This window comes from Streptomyces sp. NPDC031210 (assembly GCF_055570395.1).
The window spans coordinates 103,016-119,655 of record NZ_JBVIHH010000017.1 but is presented as its reverse complement, the minus strand read 5'-3'; the positions used below and the strand labels follow the sequence as shown (position 1 = coordinate 119,655).

Genomic DNA, 16,640 nt, shown 5'->3' with positions numbered 1-16,640 from the left:
GTCAGTGCTCCTTGACCAGCTCGGCGTAGGGGCCCTGGGCGGCGACGAGTTCCTCGTGGCGGCCGCGTTCGACGACCACGCCGTGGTCGAGGACGACGATCTCGTCGCTGTCGCGGACGGTGCTGAGGCGGTGGGCGATCACCACGCAGGCGCAGCCGCGGCGGCGCAGGTTGTCGATGATGGTCTGTTCGGTGCGGGCGTCGAGGGCGCTGGTGACCTCGTCCAGGACCAGGACGCTGGGCCGGCGTACGAGCGCGCGGGCGATCTCCAGCCGCTGCCGCTGCCCGCCGGAGAAGTTGCGGCCGTCCTGTTCGACGCGGCTGTGGATGCCGTCGGGGCGCCGGGCGATCACGTCGTCGTAGAGGGCGGCGTCCTTCAGGGCGGTGATCACCGCGTCGTCCGGTATGGAGGGGTCCCAGAGGGCCACGTTGTCGCGGACGGTGCCTTCGAAGAGGAAGATGTCCTGGTCGACGAAGGACACCGAGGCGGCCAGCGCGCTGCGGGAGATGTCCTCCAGTCGCTGCCCGTCGATGCGGATGGTCCCCTCCCACGGGCTGTAGAGGCCGGAGATCAGCCGGGAGACGGTGGACTTGCCGCTGCCCGATCCGCCGACGAGCGCGACCTGCCGGCCGGGGCCGACCGCGAGCGAGAAGCCGTCCAGGAGCGGCTTGTCCAGCGGGCTGTAGCCGAAGGTGATGTTCTCCAGCGTCACGTGGCCCTTGAGCCGGCGGGTGCTGGCGTCCGGTTCGCGGCGCGAGTAAAGGGTGTCGACGGGGAAGCTCTCGACGTCCTTGAGGCGGGCCACGTCGGCGGCGAAGTCCTGGATGCGGCCGGCGACGCCGTTGAGGCGGGTGATCGGCGCGGTGAAGCGTGTCACCAGGGCCTGGAAGGCGACGAGCAGGCCGATGGAGATATGCCCTTCGACGGCCCGCAGCCCGCCGATCCACAGGATCAGGGCGCTGTTGAGGGTGGCGAGGGTGGGTGCGACGACGGCCAGCACGGCGCTGGGCACGCCCAGTCGCTGCTGTTCTTCCAGGGTGGTGGCGTGCTGGCCGGCCCAGCGGCGGAAGTATCCGCTCTCGCCGCCGGTGGCCTTCATCGTCTCGATGAGCTGGAGGCCGGTGTAGGAGGTGTTGGTCAGCCGCGCGCTGTCCGCGCGCAGTTTCTGGGTGTGGGTGGCCCGCAGCCGGACGACGATGCGCATGGCGACGACGTTGAGCAGCGCGATCAGGACGCCGATGACGGTCAGTTGCGGGTCGTAGGTCCACAGCAGGACGGCGTAGAGGATCACGACGACGCCGTCGACGCCCGCGGCGGCGAGGTCCCGGGCGAGGGTTTCGGCGACCGCGTCGTTGGACTGGAGGCGCTGGACCAGGTCGGCCGGACTGCGCTGGGCGAAGAAGGTGACCGGCAGTCTGAGCAGATGGCGCAGGAACCGGGCGCTGCTGAGGGTGGAGGAGATGATGCGGCCGCGCAGCAGGTTGGCCTGTTGCAGGCCGGTCAGTACGGCGGTGAGCGCCACCATCGCGGCCATCGACGCGAAGAGCGGTCCCAGCAGCGAGGTCTGGTTGCCGATCAGGAACATGTCGATGTACGTGCGGCTGAGCGCGGGCACCGCCGCGCCGACCGCGACCAGCAGGAGGCTGGCGAGCAGGGCGGCGAGCAGGGTGCCGGTGGTGCCCTTCAGCCGGGCCGGGACCGCGCCCAGGACGCCCGGTCTGCGGCCGCCGCGGCGGAAGGAGTCGGAGGGTTCGAGGACCAGGGCGACACCGGTGAAGCTGGTGTCGAAGTCCTCCATCGCCACGAAACGGCGGCCCTTGTCGGGGTCGTTGATGTGGACTCCGCGGCGGCCGAGCCGGCGTCCCATGCCGTCGTAGACGACGTAGTGGTTGAACTCCCAGAAGAGGATGGCCGGCGCCTGGACCTCGGCGAGGGCGGCGGGTTCCATCTGCATGCCCTTGGCCTGGAGGCCGTAGCCGCGGGCGGCCTTGAGCAGGTTGCTGGCGCGTGAGCCGTCGCGGGAGACGCCGCAGGCGATCCGCAGTTCCTCCAGCGGCACATGGCGTCCGTAGTGCGCGAGGACCATGGCCAGGGAGGCGGCGCCGCACTCCAGTGCCTCCATCTGGAGGATGGTGGGGGTGCGGACGGCCTTGCGCTTCTTCGGCTTTGGCGCGGGCGTGTCGCGGCGGGCGCGGCGGCGGCCGGGTGCCGACTCGGGGCGGTGCCGTCCCCGGGCGGGCGGCAGGTGCTGCTGCGGTGGGGTCGCGGAGGGGTGCGGTGCGGTCACGGGAGCAGCCAATCGACGGGATGCTGCGCGGCCAGGTGGATGGCGCCGGTGGCCAGGGTCATGGAGTCGACGGCGTAGGGCGGGCCGTCGGGGGTCGACCAGGCGTAGCCGGAGCGGGTGTCCGGCGACCGGTCGAGCCGCACGAGGACGGCGACGGGCTGGCCCTTTCGGGAGAACTCTTCGCCGAGCTGGGCGTTGCCGAGGAAGCCGGTGATGCGCTGGCGGGTCTGCGCGGTCCGGCCGACGGCCTCGACGCGGCCGCGCAGGACGCCGTAGCGCTGGGTCGGCACGGACTGGACGGTGAGATCCACCGTCGCGCCGACGGGCACCGTCGCGCCGCTGTCAGCCGGGACGTACAGCGTCGCCAGCAGGGGATCGCGGGCGCCCGCGACGCGCTCCACGGCGGCCACGTCCGCGCCGGTGGTGACGACCGAGCCGATGGTGGCGACCATGGTGGTCAGCCGGCCCGCGGCGAGCGTACGGACGACGGTGGTGCCCCGGGCGGTACGGACCTTCAGGACGGGCGTGTTGGCGGGCACCCTGGTGCCCTCCTTGGCGAGTACGGCGGTCACCTGGCCGGCGACGGGGCTCTGGAGGACGTAACTGCCCTGGCCGTGCGTGAGGATGCCGGGCGCGTTGAGCGTGGAGGAGACGGTGCCCGTCACCGCCCAGACGGACGCGCCGATCATCACCGCGACGGTGACGATCAGGACGAGCAGGCCCTGGGGCCGGGCGAAACGCACCGGCAGGTCGATCTCTTCGGCCGACTGCAGCTTGGAAAGCGCCTGTTGACGGAACTGCACGACACTCTTCCCTCAACTGCGATCTGTCTGGCGTGGCGGGGCCGGGACACGGCGGACGCGTGCCCCGGAGGACCGGCGGCGAGCCGGGCGGGTCCGGGGCACACGGCACGGTTCGCCGGCCGGGTAACGCGCCGGCGAACCGTCAGTACCGCTCAAAGCTGTGCCGCGGGGCGGCACACGGCGGTCTCAGAGACCGGAGACCAGGCCCGTCACGGCACCGGTGTTGACGCCGGTGGTGGACTCCACCAGGCCGGTGGCGGTGCCCAGCGCGCCGGAGACCGGGGCGATGGAGTCAACGGTGGAGGTGGCGGTGCCGAGCACGGCGCCGACGAGGCCACCGGCCACGTTGTCCAGCTCGCTGTCGGCGATTTCCTGGGTCTGGACCTGGGGGGTGGAGTTCATGGTGATTCCCTTCGGATGAATATCTCGAAATAGCTGCGACCGAGCCGTCCGGCAGGGCGGCCGAGCCGCAGGCAGCGGTCGTCGGGCACCCGAACCGGGAACCCGGGGGGTGACTCCCGCAGTGGGATGGATCAAAGCACGCTGGCGGGTTTGGCCGCTAATCGGACAGCTACCGATCCGGATGCCAAAGCTCCCTCGAATTACCTGAAGTGGACGCGCGTCCATGGCTTGGTGGCAGCTTCTTCACACGATCTCCGGTTTGAAGAGGCGAAGATCCATCAGCTCTCGGCGGTGAACTGGACATTCCCGCACCAATTCGCTGATGCCCAGGTCAGAGCCTCGATGGGGAGACCGGAACGGTGGGCCGTCTGCGTATTCGATGTGGAGATTCACTGAAGAACGCCAACCGCCCGCCAACATTTCCGGCAGATCCGCGCTGCGCGCCCGGCGAAGTGCGGTGCGTGTTTCCAGCAGACCGACCCGCGCATTGCGCACACATTGCAGGGACACCTCGCGTACACGATTACTGGCGGTAATGTCGGAAATGAACGGCAACCGGTAAGCGCTATTCAGACGGAAAGGGATTGGCCCTGCGGAGAACGGACATAACCGCATAACAGCGCGACGCCGGACGCGGCGGGAATGGGTGCTTTCCCCGCTGGGTCCGGTAGCGGCCGTGATGCCCGCTCGCGTCCGCTACCGGGACGGATGTCCCCCGGCGCCGGCCCCGCGGCCGCCGGTGGCAGCGGGTGCGGGAGTGGGGCACGGTGGGAGGAGGGCTGCCCGGCACGCCGGGAAGGAGCGGCGCGTGGACCCGGTCGAAGCGCTGGAGCGGATCGCGTTCCTGCTGGAGAGGCAGGGCGCGGCCACCTACCGCGTGCAGGCGTTCCGTACGGCGGCGACGGTGATCGCGGAACTTCCCGGCGGCGAACTGCGGCAGCGGGCCGCGGACGGCTCCCTCACCCGCGTCAAAGGGGTGGGGCCCAAAACCGGCCGGGTCATCGAAGAGGCGCTCGCGGGGCGGGTACCGGCCTATCTGGAACGGCTGACGGAAGAGGCGGCCGCGCCGCTGGTCGACGGAGACCGGGGGCTGCGCCTGCGCCGGGCCCTGCGCGGCGACTGCCATCTGCATTCGGACTGGTCGGACGGGGGCAGCCCGGTCGAGGCGATGGCCCGCGCCGCCCGCGACCTCGGCCACGAGTGGTGTGTGCTGACCGACCACTCCCCCCGGCTCACCATCGCCCGCGGCCTCAGTCCCGAGCGGCTGCGCGCGCAACTGGCGCTGGTGGCGGCGGTGAACGAACGGCTCGCACCGTTCCGCCTGCTGACCGGCATCGAATGCGACATCCTCGACGACGGCGAGCTCGACCAGGAACCGGAGTTGCTGGCGCGGCTCGATCTGGTGGTCGCCTCGGTGCACTCCAAACTGCGGATGGAGGCGGGGCCGATGACGAAGCGGCTGCTGGCGGCGGTCCGCAACCCGCTCACGGACGTCCTGGGCCACTGCACCGGCCGGCAGATCACCGGCCGGTCGCGGCCGGAGTCGCGGTTCGACGCCGAGGAGGTGTTCGCGGCCTGCGCGGAGCACCACACCGCGGTGGAGATCAACTGCCGCCCCGACCGGCTGGACCCGCCGCGCCGGCTGCTCCGCCAGGCCCTGGAGACGGGCACCCTGTTCGCCATCGACAGCGACGCCCACGCCCCGGGCCAACTGGACTGGCAGATCTTCGGCTGCGCCCGCGCCGAGGAATGCGGGGTGCCCGCCGAGCGGGTCGTCAACACCTGGACCGCCCGCGGGCTGACGACCTGGACGGGAACGGGCAGAACACCGCGACGGTGAGGAAAGAGGAGAGGGGAAGGGCGATGACGATCCTGCGCATCGAACACCGAGCTGTGAGGAGGGTGCCCCGCCCGGCAACGTCACCGGCCCCGGCCCCTGGCGCGAGGCCGGGGCCGGGGCCGGTGACGCCGCCGGGCCGAGGGATCAGAAGGGCTTGGTGGGCAGGTACTTCCCGTCCAGGGTGATCACCGCGCGGCTGCCGCCGTCGGGGTCCTCGACCTTCCGTACGTCGAGCCGGAAGTTGATGGCGCTGATGATGCCGTCGCCGAACTGCTCATGCACCAGGGCCTTGAGGGTCGTGCCGTAGACCTGGAGCATCTCGTGGAAGCGGTAGATCGTCGGGTCGGTGGGCACGGCACCGGGAGCGGTGCCGCGCAGCGGGATGGTCTGAAGGAGCGAGGCGGCGTCCGGACCGAGGCCGAGGCGCTCGCTGACGGCGCGGGCGGCGTCGGCGGGCAGGGCGTGCTGGCCGAGCAGGGCGGCCGTCACGAACGCCACCGACAGGCCGGTGGTGTCGGCGAGTTCCTGCCAACTGAGGTCCGCGCGGGTCTTGGCCTCGACGATGTCGCGGGCGAGCTGCCGGCGGGCCTGGGGGTCGGTCTGTGCGTGGAGCATGGGATTCCTTCCGGGGAACGGGGAGATGGGGGCGTCAGGCGGCGAGTGCGGTGAAGTGGCCGCTCGCCGCGTCGAGTTCTTCGACCAGGCCGGTGGCGATGTCGTAGACCCAGCCGTGCAGCGTGAGCGCGTGCCGGGCGACGGCGCGGGCGACGGCGGGATGGGTCGCGAGGTGCGCGAGCTGGCGCGTGACGTTGGCGCGCACCAGGGCCGCGACCTCGTCGCCCTCCGTCGGGCGGCCGTCGGCGGCGCGGGGCCCGGCGGGTCCGGCGTGCCGCAGCCAGTCGGCTACGGCGGGCAGCCCGGACAGGTCCTGGCGGTGGGCCAGCGCGGTCATCGCGCCGCACCCGGAGTGCCCGCAGACGATCACGTCGGTGACGCCGAGGACACCGACGGCGTATTCGATGCTCGCCGCCACGCCGTCGGCGCCGGGCGCGTGGGCGGGGACGAGGTTGCCGGCGGTGCGGATGACGAACAGCTCGCCGGGCGCGCGCTGGGTGAGCAGTTCCGGTACGACCCGGGCGTCCGAGCAGCCGATGAACAGGGCGCTCGGCCGGTGGTCCGTGGCGAGCCGGGCGAAGAGCTCCGCCTGGCCGGGGAACACCTCCCGCTGGAAGCGGCGGACTCCCTCGGCGAGATCGCGCATGGTCACTCCTTTTCGTGGCCTTCGTGGATGCCGGTGTGCGCCGACGTCCTCAACTGTGCGCGACCTGCACCTATAGCGTCCAAGTCGCAAAACCCATGACTGCTATTGGTCACATCTATAGTTGATTCATGTCCGTGGAACTGCGTCACCTCCGCTACCTGCTCGCCGTGGCCGAGCACGCGAGCTTCACCCGGGCCGCCGAGGCCCTGCACGTCTCGCAGCCCACCCTCTCCCAGCAGATCAAGCAGCTTGAGCGGTCCGTGCGGGCGCCGCTGCTGGACCGCTCCGGCCGCTCCATCCGGCTGACCGACGCCGGCGAGAGCTACGCGCGGTACGCCCGCCGGGCCCTCCAGGATCTGGCGGCGGCGGAGCGCGCGGTGCACGACGTGCGGGACCTCTCGCGCGGCACCCTGCGCCTGGCCACGACCCCGACGTTCACCGCCTATCTCACCGGCCCGCTCGCCGCCGAGTTCCACGGCCGCCACCCCGGGATCGCCCTGGACCTCAGGGAGATGACGCAGGCGCGTATCGAAGCGGCGCTGCTGGCCGACGAGTTGGACCTCGGCATCGCGTTCGGCCCGGCCCGGCTCCCGGCGATCAGCCATACGGAGCTGTTCACCGAGACCCTCGGGCTCGTCGTCGGCACCGGCCATCCCTGCGCGGGCCGCACCGGGCCACTCCCGGTCGACGCCCTCGGCGACCTGCGCCTGGCCCTGCTGAGCGCGGACTTCGCCACCCGCGGCCACATCGACGCGCACTTCGCCGCCTGCCACCTCCAGCCGGAGATCGCGGTCGAGGCCAACTCCCTCACCACGCTCACCGAACTGGTGCGGCGCGGCACGCTCGCCACGGTGCTGCCCGACGCCGTCACCCGCGGCCACGACCGCCTGCACCCGGTCCCTGTGGACCCCGCGTTCCCGGCGCGCACCGTGACGCTGCTGCGCAGGGAGGCCGCGTACGAGAGTGCCGCGGCCCGCGCCTTCACCGGCCTCGCCCGCCGCCGGGCACCCGACTTCGGTCCCTCACCCGCCTGACGCCCCCGCGCACGGGCCTGCCCGCCCGTCCCTCCACTGCGCGGCCGACGGCCCCCGCGTGCGCCGGCTCAGCCTTGGGGAACGGCCGCCGCCTCCAGGGCCGCCAGCACCGGCCGGAGCAGCGGATGGTCCTCGGCGCCGCGGCGGACCGCCGCGAAGACGCGGCGGGTGGGCGCCACACCGTCGACCGGGCGGACCACCACCCCGGCGAGGTCCATGCCGCGCAGTGCCGAACGCGGGACGAGGGCGACCCCCGCCGCGGCCGAGGCGAGGGAGACCACCGCGCGGAAGTCGTCCGAGGAATGCTCCAGGCGGGGCTGGAATCCGGCGTATTCGCAGGCCAGCACGACCACGTCATGGCAGGGATTGCCGGTGTAGGGGCCGATCCACGGGTCCTGGGCGAGGTCGGCGACCGCCACCCGCGGTGACTCCGCCAGGCGGTGGCCGACCGGCAGCACCGCGTCGAACGGTTCGGCGTACAGCGGCACCCGGGTCAGCCGCGGGTCGTCCTCGCGGGGCGCGCCCCGGTACTCGACGGCCACCGCCACATCGACCCGCCGGTCCAGGACCATGCCCAGGCTGGCGTCGCCCTCGGCGTCCTGGACCCGCACCCGGATGCCGGGCGCGCGGGCGGCGAGTTCGGTGATCGCGGGCGCGACGACCAGTCCGATGCCGGTGGCGAAGGCCGCGACGGTCACCGTGCCCGCCTCGCCCGAGCCGTACGCGGCCAGCTCCGACTCGGCGCGTTCGAGCTGGGCCAGTACGGCGTTGGCGTGGGTGAGCAGGATCTCGCCCGCGGTCGTCAGACGGACGCCGCGGGCGCTGCGCTCCACCAGGCGGTGGCCGGTCTCCTGCTCCAGGGCGGCGAGCTGCTGGGAGACCGCGGAGGGCGTGAGGTAGAGCGCGGCGGCCGCGGCGGTGACCGTGCGGTGGTCGGCCACCGCGCGGAGGATGTGCAGCCGCCGTGCTTCGATCATGCCTCCAGTCTCCCAGGCGCCGGCGCGCCTCAGCTTTCCAGGGCGGACTCCTCGGCCTCCAGGGCGGACCGGGCGGCGACGAAGGCGTCCACCGCGCGGTTGACGTCGTCGGTGGAGTGCGCGGCCGAGAGCTGGACGCGGATGCGGGCCTGGCCCTGCGGGACGACCGGGTAGGAGAAGCCGATGACGTACACGCCGCGCTCCAGCAGCAGCTCGGCCATCCGGGCCGCACGCGCGGCGTCGCCGATCATCACCGGGGCGATGGCGTGGTCGCCGGGCAGGACGTCGAAGCCCGCTTCGGTCATCCGGGAGCGGAACAGCGCGGTGTTGGCGTGCAGCCGCGTCCGCAGGTCGGTGGCGGTCTCCAGCAGGTCGAGCACCTTCAGGGAGGCGGCCGCGATCACCGGGGCGAGGGAGTTGGAGAACAGGTACGGGCGCGAGCGCTGGCGCAGCAGCGCGACGATCTCGGCGCGGGCCGCGACGTAGCCGCCGGAGGCGCCGCCCAGTGCCTTGCCGAGGGTGCCGGTGATGATGTCGACGCGGTCCATCACGCCGTGCAGTTCGGGCGTGCCGCGGCCGCCGGGGCCGACGAAGCCGACCGCGTGCGAGTCGTCGACCATCACCATCGCGCCGTGGCGGTCGGCGAGGTCGCAGATCTCGCGCAGCGGCGCCACATAGCCGTCCATGGAGAACACGCCGTCGGTGACGATCAGCTTGCGGCCCGCGCCCGACGCCTCCTTCAACAGCCGTTCCAGGTCCGCCATGTCGCGGTTGGCGTACCGCAGGCGGCGGGCCTTGGACAGGCGGATGCCGTCGATGATGGAGGCGTGGTTGAGGGCGTCGGAGATGACCGCGTCGTCCGGGCCGAGCAGCGTCTCGAAGACGCCGCCGTTGGCGTCGAAGCAGGAGGAGTACAAGATCGTGTCCTCCTGGCCGAGGAAGCCGGAGATCCGCCGCTCCAGTTCCTTGTGGACCTCCTGGGTGCCGCAGATGAAGCGGACCGAGGCCAGGCCGTAGCCCCAGCGGTCGAGCGCCTCGTGGGCGGCCGAGACGACCTCGGGGTGGTCGGCGAGGCCGAGGTAGTTGTTGGCGCAGAAGTTGAGGACCTCGCCGGGGCGGCCGCCGGCGGTGACGGCGACCGTGGCGGACTGGGGGGTGCCGATGACGCGCTCGGGCTTGTGCAGGCCGGCGGCGCGGATCTCGTCGAGGGTGCCGCGCAGATCGTCGCGTACGGAGTCGAACATCAGGATTCTCCAGGGAAAGGGCTGGTCGGGCGGGGCGGAGCCGGTCGAGGGCCCGGGGCCGGTCAGGTGGTCCAGTCGAGGATGACCTTGCCGCCGCGGCCGCCGGCGGCGTCGTCGAAGGCGGCTTCGAAGTCGCGGTGGCTGTAGCGGCCGGTGATCACGGGGGCGAGGTCGAGGCCGCCTTCGAGGAGGACGGACATCGCGTACCAGGTCTCGAACATCTCGCGGCCGTAGATGCCCTTGATCGTGATCATGGAGGTGACGATCCGCGCCCAGTCGACGGCGAACTCCTCGGACGGCAGGCCGAGCATGGCGATCTTGCCGCCGTGGGTCATGTTGGCGAGCATGTCGCGCACCGCCTCGGGCCGTCCGGACATCTCCAGGCCGATGTCGAAGCCCTCGCGCAGGCCCAGCTCCCGCTGGCCGTCGGCGATGGACCGCTCGCCGACGTCGAGGGCGAGGCTGACGCCGATCTTGCGGGCCAGTTCCAGGCGCTCCTCGCTGACGTCGGTGATGACGACGTTGCGGGCGCCGGCGTGCCGGGCGACGGCCGCGGCCATCAGTCCGATCGGCCCGGCGCCGGTGATCAGCACGTCCTCGCCGACGAGCGGGAAGGACAGGGCGGTGTGCACGGCGTTGCCGAACGGGTCGAAGATCGCCGCGACGTCGAGGTCGACGGGCACCCGGTGCACCCACACGTTGGCGGCGGGCAGCGCGACGTACTCCGCGAACGCCCCGGCCCGGCCGACGCCCAGTCCGACGGTGGCCCGGCACAGATGGCGGCGCCCGGCCCGGCAGTTGCGGCAGGTGCCGCAGACCAGGTGGCCCTCGCCGCTCACCCGGTCACCGATCTTGATGTCGGTGACCTCGCGGCCGGTCGCGACGACCTCTCCGACGAACTCGTGCCCGAGGGTCAGCGGCGTACGGATCGTCTGCCGCGCCCAGCCGTCCCAGGCCCGGATGTGCAGATCGGTGCCGCAGATACCGGTGCGGAGCACCTTGATGAGCACATCGCCGTGGCCGGTCTCCGGCTCCGGGACGTCCGTGAGCCACAGTCCCGGCTCCGCCTTCTGCTTGACCAGTGCCTTCAACGCAACGGCTCCCGTACGTAAAGAGTGCTGTGACCTGCCCGGGGCCGCGTATGCGGCCGCCCGGCCCCAGCCAGGAAATCTTCCCTACCGCGGCCTCGGGGTCCATCGAGGTTTTCTTAAGCGCGGTCACAGCTCCCCTTTACGCCCCACCGGGGCCGGGCGCGCCGGGAGTGTAAGGGACCGCGGCGGCGCCCGCCGGAATTCATCACACCTTGAGTGGGCGTGAGACCGGGGTGGGTCCGCCTCCGTAGGACTGGGTGGCAAGCGTGCACGGGTCCTTGAGGCCAACGCCCCTCGCGGAACCGTGCGCTTCTCGTGTGTCAAAGCTGGAGGTCAGTGAAGTGAGCCACCGACATGTCAACAAGCGGACCGGCGCCATCGCAGGCGCGGCCGCGGCCGCCATCGCGGCAGCGGCGATCCTGCTTCCCGACGCCAACGCCAGTACGGACCAGCGGGCTCCGCAGACCTTCACCGCCCGGACCGCCGGATCGGCCGCGCAGCTCGCGGAGTCCTTGAAGGCCGACCTCGGGGACCAGGCGGCCGGCTGGTATCTGGATGGCAAGACGGGCCACTTGGTGATGAACGTGCTGGCGGAGGAGGACGCCGGAAGCGTCACGGCCAAGGGCGCGGTCGCCAGGGTCGTACGCCACAGCTTGGCCGCCCTCAAGGCCGGCACCCGGACGCTGAGCGACACGGCCTCGGTGCCCGGCACCGCGTGGTCGATCGACCCGCGCACGAACAAGGTCGTCGTCCTCGCCGACCGGACGGTGACCGGGCAGAAGATGGCCACGCTCTCGAAGGCGACCGCCGGGATGGGCGATCTGGTGACCGTCAAGCGGTCCCGCGGGGAGTTCAAGCGGTACGACGGCGGAGAGGGGGCCGGAGGGGCCAACGGGGCAGGCGGTGCGGGCGGTGCGGGCAACGCCGGTGGGGCCGGCGGTGCCGGACAGGTCGGCGGGTCCGCGGGGGACGGCGGACAGGGCGGCGGTGACGCCGGTGGTGGTGCGGCCGCGGCGCCGGTGGGCGGCAGCGCCATCTTCGGCGGCAGCGCCCGGTGTTCGCTGGGCTTCAACGTCACGGTGCAGGGCGCGCCCGCGTTCCTGACCGCCGGTCACTGCGGCAATGAGGCCAAGAGCTGGTCGGCCGACCAGGCGGGCACCCAGCCGCTGGGCACGGTCACCGACTCGCAGTTCCCCAAGACCGACTTCGCGCTGGTCACCTACGACGACCCGGGCGCGCAACCGCAGAGCGCGGTCCTGCTCCAGGACGGCTCCACCCAGGACATCACCAAGGCGGCGGAGGCCGCGGTGGGCATGAAGGTCCAGCGCTCGGGCAGCACCACGGGCGTCACCGACGGCACCGTCACGGGCCTCGACGCCACCGTCAACTACGGCAACGGCGACATCGTCAACGGGCTGATACAGACCGACGTCTGCGCGGAGCCCGGCGACAGCGGCGGCGCGATGTTCGCCGGGGACGCGGCCGTCGGGCTGACGTCGGGCGGCAGCGGCGACTGCACCCAGGGCGGCGAGACCTTCTTCCAGCCGGTCACCGACGCCCTGGAGGCCACGGGCGCGCAGATCGGCGCGGGCGGCGGCGACGGCGGTGCGGACGCGGGCGGCGCGGACGCGGGCGGTGCGGACGCGGGCGGTGCGGACGCGGGCGGTGCGGACGCGGGCGTGGGCACCCAGGAACCGGGCACGGAGGACCCGGGCACGGGCACCGAAGACCCCGGCGCCGGTGCCGAAGACCCGGGCGCCGTCGGCGACGGCGACGGCGCTCCGGACGCGATGAACTGACCGGGAACCACCCCCCGTTCCAGCCTTTCGCGCCACCGGACCGACCCCCGCGGCCGGTGGCGCGAAAGGCTTCCCGGACTCGCCGCGGCGAGGGCCTGACACCCGCCCTGATCATCTGCTACGACTCACCACTCGCCGGCGGCGGCCCCGGCACCGGAGGCCGCCTGGAGGGACCACATACTGCTGCGCGGGCTGCGGGAGCGGGAGTTCCGGCGTCGGCGGCTGTTCGGGCTCTCCGGCCGTCAGGGGCCGGAGACGGTGAAGAGGCCGCCGTCGGGGTCGCGGATGACGGCCTGGCGTCCCGTCCCGCCCCAGGAGGCGGTGACGGAGGTGGCGGTGCCGCCGGCGGCCTCGGCGGCCGCCATCACCGCTTGGACGTCGCTCACGGGGAAGTGGACGTGCCAGCGTGGGCGGACGCGCGGATCGGGGTCGGCCTCGACGCCGCCGCCGCGCAGCGCGGCCACCATGTGGCCGCCGTCCCGGACGATGACCTGGTCGTGTTCGTAGGTCACGTCGCAGCCGCCCGGCTCGCCGGAGGCCCAGCCGAAGACCTCGGCGTAGAAGATGGCGGCGGCGAAGGCGTCGCGGGTGCGCAGTTCCAGATAGACCGGCGCGCGGCCGTGTCCGACCGACCAGGCGCGGGTGCGGCCCTCCCAGATGCCGAACGTCGCACCGTCGCGGTCGGCGGCGAGCGCGGCGCGGCCGGGGCCGACCTTGAGGGGGCCGACGGCGACCGTCGCGCCGCGTTCGCGGATGCGGGCCGCCGTGGCGTCGGCGTCCTCGACGGCGAAGTACGAGGTCCAGGCCACCGGTACCTGGAAGCTGGGCGCGAGCGCGCCGATACCGGCGACCGGCTGGTCGTCGGCCAGCGCCACACAGAATTCGGCCCCCAGACTCGCGGGCCGGAAGGTCCAGCCGAGCACCGCTCCGTAGAACCCCTGCGCGGCCTTCAGATCCCGGGCCATCAGGCTGACCCAGCACGGAGCGCCGCGGGAGGGAACGGTGGGGCGTTCGGCCGACATCGACATCTGCCTCCTGTGCTCGGCGCTCCTTCCCACTGTGCCAGCGCCGCGTGGAAGCCGCACGGAGGGCGGACGGCGGGAGGAGGGCGGACGGACGGCGGACGGACCGCGGCACGGCACGGGCGCCCGGTGACGGAGAGCGACGCCGGGGCGGGTGGCGGACCCGTGACCCGCCCGGGGGAGCGACGCGCCCCCGTAAGGCGGCCGGCGGGCGCGCGGCCGCCACCACGGGAGTTGGGCGCCGCGCCGGCCCGTGGCGGCCGGCGGTTCCGGCCGGCGCGGGTTGTGCCGGTCCTGGGCACACTCGATGCTGGAGATACCGAACCGGGCTGGGTTGATGCCATGAAAGCGTGGAACGCGGCGCAGAACGCCGACTTCCGTGGTCCCCTCGACGTCGCCAGGGCGGCCACCGCGGTGGTCGATGCCCGCGGCCTGGTGATCGGGTGGAGCGCGGCGGCCGAGCGGCTCCTCGGGTACGCGCCGCGCGAGATCATCGGACGGCCCGTGGAGACGGTCCTGCCCGACGACGCGGACCCCGCCCCGCTCGCCGCCGAGCGGCCGCCCACCGCCCTGCTGAACGGCAGCGAGGGCCGTACGGCGCGGCACCGGGACGGCCGCCTGCTGCGCGTGGCGACCACGACGTGCCCGATGACCGGCGCGGACGCCACGGCGGCGCCCGCGCGGATCCTGGTGGTGACCGAACTGGACGGCATGCGGGTGTGGGAGTCCCAGCAGGCCATGCTGCACGGGCTGGCCACCCGCTCCCCCGTCGGTCTGGCCACCTACGACGCGGATCTGCGCCTGACCTGGTTCAACGCCGCGTACGGCCGGGAGGTGGGGCTGCCGCTCCAGGAATTCCTGGGCCGGCACGCCGACGAGGTGTACCCCAACGGCGAGTTCGTCACCGAGGGCTATCCCCGCGATCTCGACGCGGTGATGCGGTATGTGCTGAGCACGGGTGAGTCGATCCTCGATCTCCACTTCGTCGGCGAGCCGCCCGCCGATCCGGGGACCGAGCACGTCTGGTCGTGCGCCTATTACCGGCTGGAGGACCCGCTCGGCCGGGTGCTGGGGGTGTGTGAGGACTCGTTCGACATCACGGACCGCTACCAGGCGCAGCGCCGGCTCAACCTCCTGGTGGAGGCCGGGCGCCGGATCGGCACCACGCTGGACATGACCGTCACGGCCCGGGAGATCACCGCGGTGGCCGTCCCGGAGTTCGCCGCCACGGTCACCGTCGATCTGGCGGCGGAGGTACTGGAGGGCGCGGAGCCCGCCCCGGGCGACGGGTCGGTGCCCCCTTTGATGCGGGTCGCCTCCCGCTCCGCCGGCCCGGACGGCGAGGCCGCGCGGGAGACCCCGCACGCCGCCTACCGCGTGGCGTATCCGCCGGGCTCGCCGCAGTACCGCAGCCTGTCCTCGGGCGGCATGGTGCGCCAGGACCGCAGCATGGTCGTGCCGTTGCGGGTGGGCGGCAACCCGCTGGGGCTGGTCACCTTCACCCGGGGCGCGCATCCGTCCGTCTTCGACAGCGGTGAGGTCGTCCTCGCCGACGAGCTGGTCACCCGTACGGCGGTGTCCCTCGACAACGCCCGCCGCTTCACGCGGGAGCGGACCGCCGCCCTCACCCTCCAGCGCAATCTGCTGCCGCAGCAGGTCCCCGGCCAGTCGGCGGTCGAGCTGGCCTACCGCTATCTGCCCTCCGACGACCGGGCCGGGGTCGGCGGTGACTGGTACGACGTCATCGCGCTGTCCGGCACCCGGGTCGGGCTGGTCGTCGGGGACGTGGTGGGCCACGGCCTCCAGGCCGCGGCGACGATGGGGCGGCTGCGGACGACCGTGCGGGCCCTGGCCAGGTTGGACCTGGCCCCCGACGAGCTGCTGAGCCGGCTGGACGACCTGGTGGAGCGGCCCGAGGACCGCTCGGCGGGCCCGGCCCCGGACGAGGGCTCCGCCGAGGACGTGGCCACCGGCGTGACCTGTCTGTACGCCGTGTACGACCCCGTCTCGCGGCTGTGCACCATGGCCCGGGCCGGGCATCTGCCACCGGCGATCGTCCTTCCGGACGGCGAGGTGCACTTCCCCGACCTGCCGGCGGGGCCGCCGCTGGGGCTGGGCGGCCTGCCGTTCGAGTCGATGGAGATCGAACTGCCGACGGGCAGCCTGCTGGCCCTGTTCACCGACGGGCTCGTCGAGAAGCGGGAGCAGGACATCGACGTGGGGCTGGCGACCCTGGCCCGGGTACTCACCGACCACCGCAAGCCGCTGGAGGAGCTGTGCGACCGCGTCCTGGGCGAGCTGCTGCCCGGCGGGACGGCCACCGATGACACGGCGCTGCTGCTGGTGCGTACCCGGGAGCTGGAGAGCGGACAGGTCGCGGGCTGGGAGCTGCCCGCCGAGCCGGCGACGGCGGCCAGGGCCCGGGAGCTGGCCATCGGGCAGTTGTCGGCGTGGGGCCTGGAAGAGCTGTCGTACGCGACCGAGCTCCTGGTCAGCGAGCTGGTCACGAACGCGGTGCGGCACGCGTCGGGGCCGCTGCACCTGCGTCTGCTGCGCGACCGGACGCTGCTCACGGAGGTGTCGGACACCGGCCACACCTCGCCCCACCTGCGGCACAGCGCGAGCGACGACGAGGGCGGGCGCGGGCTGTTCATCGTCGCCCAGCTCGTCCAGCGCTGGGGCACGCGCTACACGCCGCGCGGCAAGACGATCTGGACGGAGCAGGCGTTTCCGCCGGATTATCCGGGGGCGCCGCGGCCGGTCGGCTGACCGGCGTCCCGCCCGCGCGGCCCGGCCGCCGCGGCGCATGCCGTGCGGGTGTTCGGAGGCAGCCTCATGATGGAACCAAGCTCCCGTCGCTGCGGCTCGGGGGCGCCCGGA

Annotated in this window: 14 protein-coding genes; 4 read left to right on the top strand and 10 right to left on the bottom strand. The window is 73.1% G+C overall.

What is annotated here, in order from left to right:
- Window position 1: 1 nt before the first annotated feature.
- The 4 genes from ACZ45Z_RS27630 to ACZ45Z_RS27615 all read right to left on the bottom strand — a co-directional run bounded on the left by ACZ45Z_RS27630 (window position 2) and on the right by ACZ45Z_RS27615 (window position 4,047).
- Window positions 2-2,287, bottom strand: a complete 2,286-nt coding sequence (locus ACZ45Z_RS27630) for an NHLP family bacteriocin export ABC transporter peptidase/permease/ATPase subunit (protein WP_468367786.1) — start codon at window positions 2,285-2,287, stop codon at window positions 2-4.
- Window positions 2,284-3,090 carry a hypothetical protein gene (locus ACZ45Z_RS27625; RefSeq protein ID WP_468367783.1) on the bottom strand — a complete coding sequence of 269 codons (807 nt, stop codon included), beginning with the start codon at window positions 3,088-3,090 and terminating at the stop codon, window positions 2,284-2,286. Before ACZ45Z_RS27625 ends, ACZ45Z_RS27630 begins: the two co-directional genes overlap by 4 nt.
- 186 nt (window positions 3,091-3,276) lie before the next feature.
- On the bottom strand, window positions 3,277-3,492 hold the full coding sequence (locus ACZ45Z_RS27620) for a type A2 lantipeptide (RefSeq protein ID WP_468367781.1): 216 nt from the start codon (window positions 3,490-3,492) through the stop codon (window positions 3,277-3,279).
- A gap of 243 nt (window positions 3,493-3,735) precedes the next feature.
- The gene (locus tag ACZ45Z_RS27615; protein ID WP_468367778.1) at window positions 3,736-4,047 is read right to left on the bottom strand and encodes a hypothetical protein; all 312 of its coding nucleotides are present in this window, start codon (window positions 4,045-4,047) and stop codon (window positions 3,736-3,738) included.
- A gap of 253 nt (window positions 4,048-4,300) precedes the next feature.
- On the opposite strand from ACZ45Z_RS27615, the gene ACZ45Z_RS27610 reads away from it, so the two are divergent.
- Window positions 4,301-5,332 (top strand): PHP domain-containing protein, encoded by a 1,032-nt coding sequence (locus ACZ45Z_RS27610; protein WP_468367775.1) that lies wholly within the window; start codon window positions 4,301-4,303, stop codon window positions 5,330-5,332.
- A 144-nt stretch (window positions 5,333-5,476) separates the two neighbouring features.
- On the opposite strand, the gene cynS is transcribed toward ACZ45Z_RS27610, so the two are convergent.
- Both cynS and ACZ45Z_RS27600 read right to left on the bottom strand, forming a co-directional pair.
- Complete coding sequence (cynS, locus tag ACZ45Z_RS27605) at window positions 5,477-5,947, bottom strand: cyanase (protein ID WP_468367772.1); 471 nt, start codon at window positions 5,945-5,947, stop codon at window positions 5,477-5,479.
- 34 nt (window positions 5,948-5,981) lie between these two features.
- The gene (locus ACZ45Z_RS27600; RefSeq protein WP_468367769.1) at window positions 5,982-6,593 is read right to left on the bottom strand and encodes a carbonic anhydrase; all 612 of its coding nucleotides are present in this window, start codon (window positions 6,591-6,593) and stop codon (window positions 5,982-5,984) included.
- Between the two features lie 128 nt (window positions 6,594-6,721).
- Here ACZ45Z_RS27600 and cynR point away from each other — a divergent pair, with 128 nt between their 5' ends.
- Window positions 6,722-7,627 carry a transcriptional regulator CynR gene (cynR, locus tag ACZ45Z_RS27595; RefSeq protein ID WP_468367765.1) on the top strand — a complete coding sequence of 302 codons (906 nt, stop codon included), beginning with the start codon at window positions 6,722-6,724 and terminating at the stop codon, window positions 7,625-7,627.
- A gap of 68 nt (window positions 7,628-7,695) precedes the next feature.
- Here the strand turns inward: cynR and ACZ45Z_RS27590 are convergent, their stop codons facing one another.
- The 3 genes from ACZ45Z_RS27590 to tdh form a co-directional block, all read right to left on the bottom strand.
- Window positions 7,696-8,604: a LysR family transcriptional regulator gene (locus ACZ45Z_RS27590; protein ID WP_468367762.1), complete on the bottom strand. Its 909-nt coding sequence runs from the start codon at window positions 8,602-8,604 to the stop codon at window positions 7,696-7,698.
- A 29-nt stretch (window positions 8,605-8,633) separates the two neighbouring features.
- Window positions 8,634-9,848 carry a glycine C-acetyltransferase gene (locus ACZ45Z_RS27585; protein WP_468367760.1) on the bottom strand — a complete coding sequence of 405 codons (1,215 nt, stop codon included), beginning with the start codon at window positions 9,846-9,848 and terminating at the stop codon, window positions 8,634-8,636.
- Between the two features lie 62 nt (window positions 9,849-9,910).
- Window positions 9,911-10,939 carry an L-threonine 3-dehydrogenase gene (gene tdh / locus ACZ45Z_RS27580; protein WP_468367757.1) on the bottom strand — a complete coding sequence of 343 codons (1,029 nt, stop codon included), beginning with the start codon at window positions 10,937-10,939 and terminating at the stop codon, window positions 9,911-9,913.
- Between the two features lie 341 nt (window positions 10,940-11,280).
- Between tdh and ACZ45Z_RS27575 the strand changes: the two genes are divergently transcribed.
- Window positions 11,281-12,738 carry a S1 family peptidase gene (locus ACZ45Z_RS27575; protein ID WP_468367754.1) on the top strand — a complete coding sequence of 486 codons (1,458 nt, stop codon included), beginning with the start codon at window positions 11,281-11,283 and terminating at the stop codon, window positions 12,736-12,738.
- A 242-nt stretch (window positions 12,739-12,980) separates the two neighbouring features.
- On the opposite strand, the gene ACZ45Z_RS27570 is transcribed toward ACZ45Z_RS27575, so the two are convergent.
- The gene (locus ACZ45Z_RS27570; RefSeq protein ID WP_468367751.1) at window positions 12,981-13,760 is read right to left on the bottom strand and encodes a VOC family protein; all 780 of its coding nucleotides are present in this window, start codon (window positions 13,758-13,760) and stop codon (window positions 12,981-12,983) included.
- A gap of 342 nt (window positions 13,761-14,102) precedes the next feature.
- On the opposite strand from ACZ45Z_RS27570, the gene ACZ45Z_RS27565 reads away from it, so the two are divergent.
- The gene (locus ACZ45Z_RS27565; RefSeq protein WP_468367748.1) at window positions 14,103-16,529 is read left to right on the top strand and encodes a SpoIIE family protein phosphatase; all 2,427 of its coding nucleotides are present in this window, start codon (window positions 14,103-14,105) and stop codon (window positions 16,527-16,529) included.
- Window positions 16,530-16,640: the final 111 nt, after the last annotated feature.